14 protein-coding genes are annotated in these 14,432 nt (G+C 42.5%); 6 read left to right on the top strand and 8 right to left on the bottom strand.

The features are described from left to right. Positions 1-268: 268 nt before the first annotated feature. The 6 genes from MHO82_RS17395 to gmhB form a co-directional block, all read right to left on the bottom strand. Positions 269-1,237 (bottom strand): dipeptide ABC transporter ATP-binding protein, encoded by a 969-nt coding sequence (locus MHO82_RS17395; protein WP_239185780.1) that lies wholly within the window; start codon positions 1,235-1,237, stop codon positions 269-271. Next, a complete protein-coding gene (locus MHO82_RS17390; protein WP_239185778.1) occupies positions 1,230-2,222 on the bottom strand; it encodes an ABC transporter ATP-binding protein in 993 nt (330 codons plus the stop codon). The genes MHO82_RS17395 and MHO82_RS17390 overlap by 8 nt, the downstream gene beginning before the upstream one ends. Before the next feature lie 20 nt (positions 2,223-2,242). After that, the gene (locus MHO82_RS17385) at positions 2,243-4,084 is read right to left on the bottom strand and encodes an extracellular solute-binding protein (protein ID WP_239185776.1); all 1,842 of its coding nucleotides are present in this window, start codon (positions 4,082-4,084) and stop codon (positions 2,243-2,245) included. Between the two features lie 43 nt (positions 4,085-4,127). Further along, a complete protein-coding gene (locus tag MHO82_RS17380) occupies positions 4,128-5,171 on the bottom strand; it encodes an ABC transporter permease subunit (RefSeq protein WP_239185774.1) in 1,044 nt (347 codons plus the stop codon). 2 nt (positions 5,172-5,173) lie between these two features. Then, a complete protein-coding gene (locus tag MHO82_RS17375; protein WP_239185772.1) occupies positions 5,174-6,205 on the bottom strand; it encodes an ABC transporter permease subunit in 1,032 nt (343 codons plus the stop codon). A gap of 283 nt (positions 6,206-6,488) precedes the next feature. Beyond that, complete coding sequence (gene gmhB / locus MHO82_RS17370) at positions 6,489-7,040, bottom strand: D-glycero-beta-D-manno-heptose 1,7-bisphosphate 7-phosphatase (RefSeq protein ID WP_239185770.1); 552 nt, start codon at positions 7,038-7,040, stop codon at positions 6,489-6,491. Between the two features lie 227 nt (positions 7,041-7,267). On the opposite strand from gmhB, the gene metN reads away from it, so the two are divergent. From metN to metQ, 3 genes are read left to right on the top strand one after another with little or no spacing between them, the layout of a single operon-like run. Then, a complete protein-coding gene (metN, locus tag MHO82_RS17365; RefSeq protein ID WP_239185768.1) occupies positions 7,268-8,302 on the top strand; it encodes a methionine ABC transporter ATP-binding protein MetN in 1,035 nt (344 codons plus the stop codon). Continuing rightward, positions 8,292-8,969, top strand: coding sequence for a methionine ABC transporter permease (locus tag MHO82_RS17360; RefSeq protein WP_239185766.1), 678 nt, complete (start codon positions 8,292-8,294; stop codon positions 8,967-8,969). Before metN ends, MHO82_RS17360 begins: the two co-directional genes overlap by 11 nt. Before the next feature lie 60 nt (positions 8,970-9,029). Further along, positions 9,030-9,839 (top strand): methionine ABC transporter substrate-binding lipoprotein MetQ, encoded by an 810-nt coding sequence (gene metQ, locus MHO82_RS17355; protein WP_239185764.1) that lies wholly within the window; start codon positions 9,030-9,032, stop codon positions 9,837-9,839. 85 nt (positions 9,840-9,924) lie between these two features. On the opposite strand, the gene ykgO is transcribed toward metQ, so the two are convergent. Both ykgO and MHO82_RS17345 read right to left on the bottom strand, forming a co-directional pair. Further along, a complete protein-coding gene (gene ykgO, locus MHO82_RS17350) occupies positions 9,925-10,065 on the bottom strand; it encodes a type B 50S ribosomal protein L36 (protein WP_239185762.1) in 141 nt (46 codons plus the stop codon). Then, positions 10,065-10,322, bottom strand: coding sequence for a type B 50S ribosomal protein L31 (locus tag MHO82_RS17345; protein WP_239185760.1), 258 nt, complete (start codon positions 10,320-10,322; stop codon positions 10,065-10,067). The genes ykgO and MHO82_RS17345 overlap by 1 nt, the downstream gene beginning before the upstream one ends. A gap of 155 nt (positions 10,323-10,477) precedes the next feature. Here MHO82_RS17345 and tsaA point away from each other — a divergent pair, with 155 nt between their 5' ends. From tsaA to MHO82_RS17330, 3 genes are all read left to right on the top strand, one after another. Beyond that, the gene (tsaA, locus tag MHO82_RS17340; RefSeq protein ID WP_239185758.1) at positions 10,478-11,182 is read left to right on the top strand and encodes a tRNA (N6-threonylcarbamoyladenosine(37)-N6)-methyltransferase TrmO; all 705 of its coding nucleotides are present in this window, start codon (positions 10,478-10,480) and stop codon (positions 11,180-11,182) included. Positions 11,183-11,424: 242 nt separating this feature from the next. After that, positions 11,425-13,140 (top strand): proline--tRNA ligase, encoded by a 1,716-nt coding sequence (locus MHO82_RS17335; protein ID WP_239185757.1) that lies wholly within the window; start codon positions 11,425-11,427, stop codon positions 13,138-13,140. A 92-nt stretch (positions 13,141-13,232) separates the two neighbouring features. Further along, on the top strand, positions 13,233-14,378 hold the full coding sequence (locus MHO82_RS17330; protein WP_239185755.1) for a patatin-like phospholipase family protein: 1,146 nt from the start codon (positions 13,233-13,235) through the stop codon (positions 14,376-14,378). Positions 14,379-14,432 lie beyond the last annotated feature (54 nt).

Below are 14,432 nucleotides of genomic sequence, written 5' to 3'. Positions count from 1 at the left end.
ATGCCATTTTGCTTTCACTTTTAAAAAGTGAAGACAAATAGTTTTGACTATCTATTCACGAGTGCCCACACAGATTGCATGGTCAAATTGTTAAAGAACTTACTGACTAGATAATGGCTTAGCTGCCATCTTCCGTGTCAGTGGGGTCGCATTATAAAGAGCAATTTAAAGTTGGCAACCCCTATTTTAATAAAAAAACCAAAAAACCGCCCAACCGAACAAAAATCAACCAAAACAAGGTTTAATGGCTATTTATTGAACTACATTGTTAATCATAAAGGTGGCAAGCCACTTCATGCTGATTCTGATCCACGGTTTGACGCAGTGGTTCATGAGATTTGCAATGCAATTCGGCTTTAGAACAACGAGAATAAAAACGGCACCCTTTTGGTGGATTAATTGGAGAAGGCACATCCCCCGTTAAAATAACGCGTTCTTTACCTCTAAACCTTGGGTGAGTGACAGGAATTGCCGAGAGTAAAGCCTTGGTATAAGGGTGCTTCGGTGAATGATAAACAGCTTCGGCTTCACCATACTCAACAATTTTACCTAAATACATCACCGCAACTTTATCTGAGATATGCTTTACCACCGATAAATCATGGGCAATAAAGACAAGCGCAAGATCCATCTCTTTTTGTAGTGACAGCAATAAATTCAAGATCTGAGCTTGTACCGACACATCCAGTGCAGAGACAGATTCATCACACACAATCAATTTTGGTTTAAGTGCAATAGCTCTGGCAATACCAATTCGCTGTTTTTGTCCGCCAGAAAATTCATGTGGGTAACGGCTAGCAGCGGATTCAGGTAAGCCTACTTTTACCAATAGCTCTGCAACCCATTTACGACGCTCTTCCGGTGTACCGACACCATGAATAACGTAGGGCTCCTCCAAAATCATTTCTATGGTATGACGAGGGTTTAGCGACTCCGTCGGATCTTGAAAGATAATTTGCATTTCTTGGCGAAGAGAACGCATCTCTTTTGTGCTTAGGCTGGTAATATCACGGCCATCAAAAAAGATTTGCCCCGACGTTGGCTCAAACAACTTTAGAATAGTACGACCTAATGTACTTTTTCCGCAGCCAGACTCCCCGACTAAACCTAAAGTTTCCCCTTTATTCACACTCAATGACACACCATCAACGGCGTGTACCGTATAGCCAGGTTTAAATAACCCTTTCCCTGAAGAGAAGTGCTGCTTAATTTCTTCAATACGTAATAACTCAGGCATGGCTTAACTCTCCCCAAAAATGACAACTCACATTATGAGAAGCAGCAACAGGCTGAAGTGCCGGTGCAACTGTTTCACACTTGGCTTGTTTATTCTTACAACGAGTCGAAAAACGACAGCCGCTTGGCATTTCACTCAAAGAAGGAACTGCACCAGGGATCGTATCCAGCTCTGTTTTAGGTGTCATATTTAGGCTCGGCATTGAAGCCATTAAACCACGAGTATAGGGGTGCTTAGGGTTGTCGAATAATTCCATGATCCCGGCTTGTTCAGCCACTCGCCCTGCGTACATCACCACCACCTCATCACAAATCTCGGCCACTACACCAAGATCATGGGTAATAAAGATAATGGACATACCTGTTTCTTCTTGCAAAGAAGCCATTAACTCTAAGATCTGCGCTTGAACAGTTACGTCTAATGCAGTCGTTGGTTCATCACAAATCAAGACATCAGGGTTACACGCCAAAGCAATAGCAATCATTACTCGCTGTCGCATTCCCCCAGATAAGTTGTGTGGATACTCATTAATGCGAGTCTCTGGCGATGGGATCCCCACTTTCTCTAGCATTTCTAACGCATAGGCGAATTGTTCTTTCTTACTTAAGTCTGTGCGATGTAGCTTGAGAACCTCTATCAACTGTTTGCCAATCGTATGAACTGGGTTCAACGCCGTCATTGGGTCTTGAAAAATCATAGAAATACGGTTACCACGCATCTCATATAATTTTTCTGCACTTAACTTCGTTAAATCTTGATCGCGGTAAAGGATTTTTCCGTCAACAACTTGCCCATAAGGTCGCGGAAGCAACCCCATGATCGACATTGAAGTAACACTCTTACCACAACCAGATTCACCTACAATGCCCAGCGTTTTACCTCTTGGTACTTGAAAGCTCACGCCATCAAGTACACGAACCACGCCATCATCAGTAGTAAATTCCGTTGCTAAGTTTTCAACAGATAAAACGATATCTCTTTCCATAGCTATACTTCTTTTTCGCGTTACAACTTATACGTCTCATCGACAATAGTGACTGGCTCAAACACAGTTCCTTTATCCATGGCCTTTTTCGTTTCTTTTTTCACTTCTGAGTTCAACCAGAAAGTACCGTAGCTCTGCTTGAAGCCCCAGTCATGGAATAAATAACCCGTTTTCTTTGTTGCTAGTTTTTCTGGTAATTCAATCCAGCGCCAGTAAGCTTCACGCGCGTATGGCACCATGTAACCCGGAACAATAACGGCGGCATCATCAATCACTTTTTGGATATCACGAGAAAGTGCTTTTTTCTTATCGATATCAAACTCGTTTTTGAACTGCATGATCATTTCATCTAACTCTGGTGTCGCGTAGTTAGTGAAATGGTTAGTCTGTGGTTTATTCGCATTATCAGAGTGGAAATATTGCCAGTAACCTGGAATATCTGCGGTTCCCATATTGTGGAATGACAACTCATGCTTCTTCTCTAATACAAACTTAAAAGCACTAGAACCATCCACAAGGTTCATTTGCAAATCTAAACCAGCTTGCTTAGCTTGTTCACGCAGAACAGCGATACGAGGTGTATCTGATTGTTTTGAATAGGTGATCGAAAAGCTTAACTTTTGTCCTTCATCGTTAGTACGAATACCATCAGAGCCTACTGTCGTAAAACCTGCTGCTTCGAAATATTGGGCAGCCTTGTCAGGATCAAACTCCGGCGCTTTAATGTCGGTATTATCGTAATCGCCGTGGCCAAACCCCATACCGTTAGGTTTTCGTACAAAGTCTCCACGAAGTACTTTTTGAATCATGGTTTCAAAATCAATGGCATGACGAATACCTTTACGGACGTTCAAGTCATCCAACATAGGCTTAGCACTATTGATCCATAGGCCACCTGCTCCTACTGGTGCTTGGTTGAACGCCCACGCTTTATGAATGTATCCGTTGTCGTATAATTCGCCTTTGGCTTTGTCATGCCACAAATCTGGACGGCGCACGTTGAACGAATCTAAGTTACCTTTTTCAAAGTGCTTTAATGCGATGTCGGCATCACGAATCACTTTGATGCGAATTTTTTCTACGTTGTAGCGATTTTGGTAGTACTTATTGCTGTATCCCCACCAATCTGTGCCAACGTGTTTGAAGGTGATGCTTTTGCCTTTTTTAATTTTATCGACGTAATAAGGGCCTGTGACGGGCTCCGGTTTAAAGTTGTACTTTCGAACAAACTTGTCTTCAACACCATCACCATTTTTATCTACTTTAGGTTTGCCATAAAAATGAGCCGGACGTGGTGTTAAATTCGTAAACTCTAATAGCTCATCGCGGTTACGCTCTTTGGCTGAAACAATAGCGATAGTGTGCTCATCAAAGCTAATGATGTCGCTGATTTCCGTTGTGAAAAAGTCATTATACCAAGGCGCTATAATATCTTTAGAGCGCATAAGGTTGAGCATAAACTCATAATCTTTACTAGTAACCGGCTTACCATCACTCCACTTGGCTTCTGGGTTTAATTTAAAGTAAACCGTTTTATTGTCATCGCCAAATGCCCAAGAGCTAGCAAGAGATGGGATCCATTCACCTGAAATTGGGTGTTTGTCTAGCGGATATAAAGACGCTTCTAATAACCAAGAACGGAATGCACCGTTTGAATCTGGGCCTACCGTACGAAAGGTCTGCGGGAAACTTTGCGCATAAGTACGGTATGTACCACCAAACTTAGCATTAGGGGAAGCAAATGTTTCTTCATCCCAGTTGGTTTGCCATGCCAAATCACTTGGTAATGTTTCAGCCTGAACGCTCGTTCCCCACAATGCAAATGCCGTACTTAGTGCAAGTAAATTTAATTTTCTCATCATCACATCCTTGTCTGTTTTATTGTTCACTTTACAGTGCTTCATATTAGATGTATCGGGTGTACTTTTTCGGATCAAAGGCTTCACGAATCGCTTCACCTATAAAAGTAACCATAATCAGAACAGCCACAATCGCTGTTACTACAGAGGCTGCAATCCATGGGGAATCTAAATTAGATTTACCTTGTTGCAGTAATTCTCCCCAACTTGGGGTTGGTGGCATTAGACCTAAACCTAAATAATCTAATGCAGTTAATGCGGTAATGTTGGCTACGATGGTAAATGGGGCCAAAGTAACAATCATAACCATAGTATTCGGTAGGATATGGTTGAACAGAATACGCCAATTTGATGCCCCTAGTGCTTTGGCAGCCATGACATATTCGCGCGCTTTTTCCTTATAGGTCATGGTTCGCATGTACCATGTCATCCCCATCCAACCAAACATCACGTTTATCATGGTAAACAGCATAAAGCTTGGCTTCATAATCGAAACAAGGATCATGATCACGTATAGGAATGGCACCATAGACCAAATCTCAATAAAACGCTGGAAGAAGAGATCAAATTTGCCGCCGAAATACCCCATCGCACAACCAACAGAAACACCAATCGCGTACGAAATTGCCAACGTGATCAACGCAAAGCCAATCGCAATTCGAAAGCCATAAATCAATCTCGCGGCAATATCGCGACCAACCGTGTCCGTACCTAAATAATGATTATCTTCAAAGCTTGGGGCTACTGGTGGAAAATCTCCGCTAAAGTCTTGTTCATACGGGTTCCATGGGATTGGTGGCATAATGACAAAGTCACCATTATCTTGCTCTGCAAACTGCTCTTTTAGGTCACGGTAGTTAGTTTCGTGCTGATAAGGTAACCCGAACGTCTCACCAGACTTCACCGCTGTGTAAGTTGGAAAATGCAGTTCACCTTGGTAGCTCACCACAATTGCTCGGCTATTGACAAGTAACTCTGCAAAACACGCAACCAATAGTAAAACAAGCAAAATATTAAAAGACCAATAGCCTCGCTTAATACCTTTAAAACGCTGAATTTTTTTATGAGTTAATGGACTGATATTGATCATAATTACGCTCCAAACTTCACACGTGGATCAACAAGGGCAACACAAATATCAGATAAAATATTACCTAACATCAGCATCATGGCGTTGATTGCAAAAATACCCATCACCACTGGATAATCTCGCTCCACAATCGCTTCATAACCCAGTAAACCAATACCATCGATGTTGAAAATTACTTCAATTAAAAACGACCCCGTCATGAAGAACATTAATGAGTTACCAAAATGACTCGCCACTGGTATTAAGCTGTTACGCAATGCGTGTTTACGAACTGCCTGACGGAACGGTAAACCTTTTGCAATGGCAGTACGAACGTAATCTGCCGCAAGGTTTTCCATTAAGTTATTTTTCATTGTCATGGTGAGTAAGGCAAAGTCACCAATGAGATAACAAGTTAAAGGCAAGACCGCATGCCACAATACATCTTTTATTTGGCCGAAGAGTTCTAGATCTTCAAAGTCATCGCCTATAAAACCGCCCATAGGAAACCATTCAAGCTGGTAACCAAATAAGCTGATCAATAACACCCCGATCACATAGCCCGGTAGTGCAAAACCAACAAAGATGACAATAGAGCTGGATGAATCAAGCACACTGCCGTGTTTGAGTGCTTTAAGATAACCAAGTGGAATTGAAATCAAATAACTGATCAAAAAAGTCGCTAAACCATAGAAAAGAGAGACAGGTAGACGCTCTGCAATCATATCGATAACGGGCTCGTAATAACGGGTTGATTCACCAAAATCAAACACCACTAGCTTACCTAACCACTCGATGTACGCTTCAATAACAGGCTTGTCTAAACCATAAAATGCATTCAATTCAGCAATTTGATCTTCTGATAAGGCATTATTGCCTTCAGTCACACTGCTTGTGCCACCCGTTTCAGAAGACGCACTTTGCATCTGAAGGTTAAGTATCATTCGCTCAACTGGGCCACCTGGCACAAAACGAGTCAAGGTGAAAATCAGCAGCGTAATACCGATAAATGTAGGTACGATTAACAACAATCGTCGTAACAGATAAGAAATCATCGCAATATAGCCCCATATCCTTATGTTCAGAAACCACTAACCAACTGAATTTAAAGCTAAAGTTGACAATTAACAACCTGTTATTTTAATATAAAATAGCTTTACGTTACTGGAATACTAGAGAATAAGATGCAGTTTGCAAAAATGAGACAAGAAAAGAAAGTGGTGTGAAATGAAATAAGCCAGATTGTTACATTAGTGTCAAAAATTAATCCTGTTGGATCCCAAATCTAAAAAGAGCCATAAAAATGGCCCTTGATATCACAGTTCTGTAAAAATGGATTTACTTCGCTAAAAATGCAGGCACATCGGCAATGCTATCTAGCACAGCGGATGCCAATAGCTCCCCTTTTTCAGTAACTGGCTTACCCGTTTTAACCAAAATACGAGTACCAACTCCTGCTGCTTCTGCTGCCATCATGTCTTCGGCTTTATCACCAATCATTACCGAGTTATCCATATCGATTTTTAAAAACGACTTTGCGGTATTAAACATGCCTGGCTTTGGCTTACGGCAATCACAATCTTGCTTGTAATCCCCAACCCCATGCTCTGGATGATGCGGACAGTAATAGATGCCATCAAACTCGACGCCATTATCAACAAAGTTCCAATCCATCCATTCTGTTAGCGACATAAATTCATCTTCACTGAACATACCACGAGCAATGCCTGATTGGTTCGTGACAAGAACCAATAAGTAACCCATTTCTTTCAGTTTACGTGTCGCTTCGAACACCCCATCGACATACTCAAAATCATCGACTTTATGTACATAACCGTGATCTACATTAATCACACCATCACGATCGATAAATACTGCTGGTTTGGCCAAAATATAGCCCTCTGAAATGACCCGTTTCCCAAAATTATCCCATGCTTTGCCGAATGATTCACGTGCTTTTCACCGTTTAGACGTCTAGACGTAAAAATATCTATTGACTTAATTACGTATAGCTCATAGCATCGGATTATCAATGCGAACTGTCTCAACTTTTCGTAAAAATGTATCTAAAAGTGACTGTAAAATAGCGAGCTTTCGCACCCAATCCAGGATGTCTCATGATTGAAATTAATCACGTAAATAAGGTTTTTTACCAAGGAGCAAAGGAGATTCATGCTCTGAAAGAGATTAACCTTCATATTCCACAAGGCGCTATTTTTGGCGTAATTGGATCGTCTGGTGCAGGGAAAAGCACACTGATTCGTTGTGTTAACATGTTAGAAAAGCCAACCAGTGGTGAAGTAATTGTTGATGGCACCGATTTAACCAAGCTATCAAACCGCGAACTAAGTAAAGCTCGCCGTAATATTGGCATGATTTTCCAACACTTTAATTTGTTATCGTCTCGCACCGTTTTCAATAATGTTGCTTTACCTCTTGAGCTAGCAAAAGTAGACGCTGACAAAACCAAAAACAAAGTCACTGAGCTTCTGGCTTTAGTAGGGCTGGCCGACAAGCACGATACCTACCCTGCCAATTTAAGTGGCGGCCAAAAACAGCGTGTTGCCATTGCCCGTGCACTGGCATCGGATCCTAAAGTATTACTTTGTGATGAAGCCACCAGCGCCTTGGATCCAGCAACGACTCAATCTATTCTTGAGTTGCTAAAAGAGATCAATCGTAAACTGAACATCACTATTCTTTTAATCACCCATGAAATGGACGTCGTAAAAAACATCTGTCATGAAGTAGCCATTATTGGTGGTGGTGAACTAGTAGAAAAAGGCCCGGTTAGTGATATTTTTGCTCACCCAAAAACAGAATTAGCTCGTGAATTCATTCGTGCAACATTGGATTTATCCATTCCTGAAGACTTCCAAGCTCGCCTTCAGAAAGAGCGTGTCGAAGGCAGCTACCCACTAGTTCGTTTAGAGTTTACAGGTGCAACCGTCGATGCCCCACTAATTAGCCAAATTGCACGTGAGTTCAGCATTGATATCAGCATTCTAAGCTCAGACATTGATTACGCTGGCGGCGTTAAATTTGGCTTAATGTTGGCTGAGTTTTTCGGTACAGATGAAGCAACAAACCAAGCAGTTCAATTCCTGCGGGAACATAAAGTAAAAGTAGAGGTATTAGGCTATGTCATTTAATGCAATTTCAGAGTGGCTTGGCTTAAACGCAGGCTTATTACTTGAAGCCACCTGGCAAACCATTTATATGGTCTTATTTTCAGGTGTCATTGGTTTTGCGGTTGGAATTCCACTTGGTGTGATCCTACACATTACGAAAAAAGGTGGCCTGCTAGAACATGTGCACGTAAACAAAATATTGGGTGCCATTGTTAATATTGGTCGCTCTGTGCCGTTCCTCGTATTGATGGTAGCCATTATTCCGTTTACCAAACTGCTTGTAGGTAGCTTTATCGGTACTACCGCGGCCATCGTACCTTTGACTATTGGTGCTATTCCTTTTGTTGCTCGTTTAATAGAAGGTGCATTGATTGAAGTATCGACGGGATTAGTGGAAGCGGCTCAGTCTATGGGGGCGACACCAATGCAAATCATCACTAAGGTGTTATTGCCTGAAGCACTACCAACCATTTTAAACTCAGTCACCATAACTCTGGTCACTCTTGTGAGCTACTCAGCAATGGCTGGTACTGTCGGCGGTGGCGGTTTAGGAGACGTAGCCATCCGCTATGGCTTCCATCGTTATGATCTAACCATCATGGCCGTAACCGTAGTCATGCTGATCGTACTGGTACAAATCATTCAATCTGCCGGTGATGCCCTTGTTCGCCGTGTAGATCACAGATAAAACAGCGTAGACAGCTGTACAAATACAACATGAGTTGGAAAATTTAATAAGGAGATATCGATGAAATTTACATTAAAAAACCTAGCTGCCGTTGCGGGTATTGCATCTACATTAGTTCTAGCAGGTTGTGGTGAAAAAGAAGTTGATGTGAACACAATCAAAGTAGGTGTAATGGCAGGTGCTGAGGCACAAGTTGCTGAAGTAGCAGCAAAAGTGGCTAAAGAGCAATACAACCTAAACGTTGAACTGGTTACTTTTACCGATTACGTAACACCCAATGCGGCTCTGGATGATGGCTCTATTGATATCAATGCATTCCAACACAAGCCATACCTAGATCAGCAAGTGATTGACCGTGGTTACAAGCTAGAAATCGCAGGCAACACGTTTGTTTACCCAATTGCGGGTTATTCTAAAAAAGTCACAGACGTTGCTAGCATTGAAGACGGTGCACGCATTGCAGTACCAAACGATCCAACAAACCTTGGCCGCTCACTGCTTCTACTTGAGCAACAAGGTCTGTTAACTCTTAAAGAAGGGGCAGGTCTTGCTGCAACGGTTCGTGATATTGCAACTAACCCGAAAAACATTGAAATTGTTGAACTGGATGCGGCTCAGCTACCACGCTCACTGGATGACGTTACTTTGTCTATCATCAACACCACTTACGCGAGCAGCATTAACCTGACGCCAGAAAAAGACGGTGTGTTTGTTGAAAACAAAGAGTCTCCATACGTAAACTTGATTGTTGCTCGTCAAGACAATGTGAATGCTGAAAATGTGAAAACGTTTGTTAAATCTTACCAAACAGAAGAAGTGTACCAAGCGGCATTTGAAACTTTCAAAGGCGGTATTGTTAAAGGCTGGTAACCCTTCACTTTGCATCACGTAAAACAAAAAAGGTTGACGTTTATCGTCAACCTTTTTTATATCAGCCAACCAACGTTTTCAGGCGTTATTTCTTTTTCACTTTACCTTGCACCGCTTTGAATCGAGGGTTTGATTTGCAAATCACATACACTCGTCCACGACGCTTCACAACTTGACAATCACGGTGACGGTTTTTCGCACTTTTCAGGGAGCTTAATACTTTCATTATTTCTGCCCCTTCAGTGCCCCGAAACGACGATTGAAGTTCGCAATACGACCTTCTTTATTCGCCACGCGCTGCTTACCAGTATAAAACGGGTGAGATTCAGCAGAGACATCAAGAGTCATATACGGGTACTCTTTACCGTCTTCCCATGTAATGGTTCGGTCAGTTTGCAACGTAGAGCCAATGACAAAGTATTTATCAACACTGGTATCGTGAAAAACAACAGGTCGGTATTCTGGGTGGATGCCTTCTTTCATGATCAAATCCTTATCTCATTTAACGGTTATTAACGACCAAGCCATCTTGTTATGTTATAACATTTCAATGATTTCTATTTAATAATAATTCTCAGTTAAAGATCAAGATATTTTTTATGGTAAAGTCGCCGCAATAAGAATTTGAGAACAACACTATGACCTACACACTCGATCCAATCGGCGTCATCCACTCTCCATATAAAGAAAAGTTTGCTGTCCCTCGACAACCTCGATTAGCACCCAGTACTACAGCTTACCTAACCTTAACGGGCGCTGCCAATACCCCTGAGTCGGTGCGTGGCATTGAGCAATTTTCTCATGTGTGGCTGTTATTTTTATTTGATCAAAACCTAGATGCTGGTTGGAGACCGACTGTTAGACCACCACGGTTAGGAGGTAATGAACGTATTGGTGTGTTTGCTTCACGAGCCACCTTTCGGCCCAATGGCATTGGCATGTCAGCCGTTGAACTAAAAGGTGTAATACAAGAAAAAGATCAAACGACCTTGGAGCTCGGCAGCGTAGATTTAGTGGAAGGCACTCCCATCATTGATATCAAACCTTACGTCCCTTATTCAGACGCTATCCCCGATGCCATTGGCGGATTCGCAGAGCGTGCTCCTGAACTTTTAGATGTAAACTTTTCTGAGCAAGCCTTGACTCAACTTCACCAACATAACAACCAGAAACAAGTAAAAGCAGTGATAAAAGAAGTGTTGAGCCAAGATCCCCGCCCTGCTTACAAAAAAAGCAAAGAAGACAACAAAGAATATGCCGTTAATCTGTTCGATTTGAATGTAAAATTCGTGGTGAAATTAGACAATATCATTGTCACTGGTGTCTTCCCTCTCTCCGAATAGAGCAGGCATAAAACCGGGAGGGTTCACCCGAACAGATGAAATATAAAAGCTGAAACTCTCGGTATCACGCTCAAAAGGAATTACCAAAAGCGTATTTCTGAGTATTTTAAAGCCGTTTCGGTATAGAACCCTTTTGAGATCATAAATTGGCTGATAGTATAGTTCGCTTAATCAAATTACTCCGAATGAGACATTAGGTCCAACGAGAGTTTATCTTTCCCTCCAACAAACGGATGCCATCAATGCGTACCAGTAACTATCTTCTTTCTACCCTGAAGGAGACACCAAACGACGCTGAAGTCATCAGCCACCAGCTGATGCTACGTGCAGGTATGATCCGTAAGCTAGCTTCAGGTCTATATACTTGGCTACCTACTGGTCTACGTGTACTGCGTAAAGTCGAAAACATTGTTCGTGAAGAGATCAACAACGGAGGCGCTGTTGAAACGTTAATGCCCGTTGTTCAACCTTTTGAGCTATGGGAAGAGACAGGCCGCTCTGAGAAGATGGGTGCTGAACTGCTTCGCTTAACTGATCGCCATGACCGTCCGTTTGTGCTTAGCCCAACAGCAGAAGAAGTGATCACAAGCCTTGTTCGTAACGAAGTAAACTCTTACAAACAACTTCCACTGAACCTGTACCAAATCCAGACCAAATTCCGTGATGAACGACGCCCTCGCTTTGGTGTCATGCGTGCACGTGAATTCTCGATGATGGATGCATACAGCTTTGACATCGACAAAGAAGGTCTAGAAAAATCTTACGAAGCAATGCACGAAGCTTACTGCCGAGCATTCGACCGTATGGGGCTTGATTACCGTCCAGTACTGGCTGACACTGGCGCTATCGGTGGTAACGGCTCTCATGAGTTCCATGTACTTGCTGAAAGTGGCGAAGACCTAATCGCCTTCTCTTCTGAATCTGACTACGCTGCAAATATCGAAAAAGCGGAAGCTTTGGCGCCAGCAGGTGAACGTGCCTCTCCAACTCAAGAAATGGAGCTGGTTGATACACCAAATGCAAAAACCATTGCAGAGCTAGTAGAACAACACGGCCTTGCTATCGAGAAAACCGTTAAAACTTTATTCGTGAAAGCTTCTGATGAAGTAGACGCTGATATCGTTGCGCTGATCATCCGTGGCGATCATGAGCTAAATGAAATTAAAGCCGAAAACCTACCACAAGTTGCTTCTCCATTAGAAATGGCTGAAGAAGCTGAAATCCGTGCGCTTGTCGGTGCAGGCCCTGGTTCACTAGGCCCTGTAGGTCTAAAGCTGCCATTTATTGTTGACCGCTCTGTCGCAGCAATGAGTGATTTCGGTGCGGGTGCTAACGTTGATGGCAAACACTATTTTGGCATTAACTGGGGCCGCGATGTTGAACTGGGACAAATCGAAGATCTACGTAACGTAGTAGAAGGCGATCCAAGTCCATGTGGCCAAGGTACTATTCTTCTTAAGCGTGGTATCGAAGTGGGTCATATCTTCCAACTGGGTACAAACTACTCTGAGAAGATGAACTGTCACGTGCTTGGTCCTGATGGCAAGAACGTGACTCTAGAAATGGGCTGCTACGGTATCGGTGTATCACGTGTTGTGGCTTCTGCTATTGAGCAAAACCACGATAAATTCGGCATCATTTGGCCTGAAGCGCTGGCTCCATTCCAAGTCGCTATCGTGCCAATGAACATGCACAAATCTGAGCGTGTTAAGCAAGCAGCAGAAGAACTGTATGCAGAGCTAACAGCAGCTGGCATTGAAGTATTATTTGATGATCGTAAAGAGCGCCCTGGCGTTATGTTCAAAGACATCGAGCTTATCGGTATCCCTCATACTGTTGTGATCGGCGATCGCAGCATTGATGAAGGTAACTTTGAATACAAAAACCGCCGTGATGGTGAAAAAGTAAGTGTTGAGATCGACAACATTGTTGCTCACGTAAAAGCACAGCTTAAATAAACATTAGCTAGATCACGAAATAAAGCCTCCTATCACGGAGGCTTTTTTTTGGTATAAGCTTATACATGCGGTCTTCCTTCAAAGGGCATGCTATGGGCGATAATAAAAAGAAAATCAGCTTATTACTTACCGGCGGCGGCGCAAGAGCGGCTTATCAAGTAGGTGTACTAAAAGCCATATCTGAGTGGTATCCACGAGTACATCATAGCCCTTTTTCTATTTATTGTGGCACCTCAGCAGGAGCAATTAATACCGCTTCATTAGCCACTCATGCGACGTGTTTTCGACTTGGAATAAAAAAGCTAGATTGGTTTTGGTCTCGCTTGCATACGGGAAAAGTTTTCTATGCTGATTCTAAAGGGATCTTAAATCACCTAAGCACCCAGTGGTATGCTCGATTTAAAACAAACCATGTTGATACCCTCCCCTTTGGCCTACTGGATAATCACCCATTAAGGGAGCTGCTCGATCAAGTCATTAACTACTCTCACATTGAACATCAAATCACTTCAGGGGCGCTACACGGATTATCAATTACCACATCCAGCTATAAAACGGGGAAGTCCGTCAGCTTTTATCAGGCCAATGACAGCATTAAGCCATGGCGTACCGCTCGTTCGATTGGTAAACCCTCTTACATAACCTCAGAACACTTACTCGCTTCTTCAGCGATTCCGTTGGTATTTCCCGCCTCAAGAATTGGCAGCTCTTATTATGGTGATGGCTCCATTCACCAATTGGCCCCTCTCCGGCCTTCTTTAAAGATGGGGGCAGATAAAATATTCATTATTAACCTTTCTAATTCACACACCGAACCAGCCATCGATAATCACCCTCCAGGGTTAGCCGAAATTGGCGGTCACTTAATGGATACGATTTTTAGCGATACATTAGAAGCGGACATCGAACACCTGCATAACCTCAACCACATGATCGAAAAAGTACCAGATGCTAAGGAGTCTCGAGACCCAGCCCTAAAGCACATTGATGTTTTCCAGCTTTCCCCAAGTAAACCCTTTGAACCGCTAGCAAAAAAATATTACTTACAAATGCCCGTACAAGTCAGGTTATTAATGAAGCTATTAGGTATCAGTCCAAAAGAAGATGCATCGATTACAAGCTATCTATTATTTGAACCCGATTACATTCAAGCACTCATCCAACTAGGCTACCAAGATGCCTTAAACAAAAAGCGTAAAATACAAAAATTTTTAGAAATAGATCCCGATCAATGGTGATTAATTTATAAATAAATGTTGATTATGATCATGCTTCAAGAGTATTGTACCGAT

The sequence above is a fragment of the Vibrio sp. Of7-15 genome (genome assembly GCF_022347565.1).
Taxonomy (GTDB): domain Bacteria; phylum Pseudomonadota; class Gammaproteobacteria; order Enterobacterales; family Vibrionaceae; genus NORP241.
This window is presented reverse-complemented; position numbering and strand designations above follow the sequence as displayed.

Bases quoted from the DNA above. Each gene is read 5' to 3' on its own strand.
- MHO82_RS17395 (WP_239185780.1), bottom strand. From the start codon at position 1,237: ATGCCTGAGTTATTACGTATTGAAGAAATTAAGCAGCACTTCTCTTCA.
- ykgO (WP_239185762.1), bottom strand. From the start codon at position 10,065: ATGAAAGTATTAAGCTCCCTGAAAAGTGCGAAAAACCGTCACCGTGAT.
- tsaA (WP_239185758.1), top strand. From the start codon at position 10,478: ATGACCTACACACTCGATCCAATCGGCGTCATCCACTCTCCATATAAA.
- MHO82_RS17360 (WP_239185766.1), top strand. From the start codon at position 8,292: ATGTCATTTAATGCAATTTCAGAGTGGCTTGGCTTAAACGCAGGCTTA.
- MHO82_RS17390 (WP_239185778.1), bottom strand. From the start codon at position 2,222: ATGGAAAGAGATATCGTTTTATCTGTTGAAAACTTAGCAACGGAATTT.
- MHO82_RS17385 (WP_239185776.1), bottom strand. From the start codon at position 4,084: ATGATGAGAAAATTAAATTTACTTGCACTAAGTACGGCATTTGCATTG.
- MHO82_RS17380 (WP_239185774.1), bottom strand. From the start codon at position 5,171: ATGATCAATATCAGTCCATTAACTCATAAAAAAATTCAGCGTTTTAAA.
- metQ (WP_239185764.1), top strand. From the start codon at position 9,030: ATGAAATTTACATTAAAAAACCTAGCTGCCGTTGCGGGTATTGCATCT.
- MHO82_RS17330 (WP_239185755.1), top strand. From the start codon at position 13,233: ATGGGCGATAATAAAAAGAAAATCAGCTTATTACTTACCGGCGGCGGC.
- MHO82_RS17375 (WP_239185772.1), bottom strand. From the start codon at position 6,205: ATGATTTCTTATCTGTTACGACGATTGTTGTTAATCGTACCTACATTT.
- MHO82_RS17335 (WP_239185757.1), top strand. From the start codon at position 11,425: ATGCGTACCAGTAACTATCTTCTTTCTACCCTGAAGGAGACACCAAAC.
- metN (WP_239185768.1), top strand. From the start codon at position 7,268: ATGATTGAAATTAATCACGTAAATAAGGTTTTTTACCAAGGAGCAAAG.
- MHO82_RS17345 (WP_239185760.1), bottom strand. From the start codon at position 10,322: ATGAAAGAAGGCATCCACCCAGAATACCGACCTGTTGTTTTTCACGAT.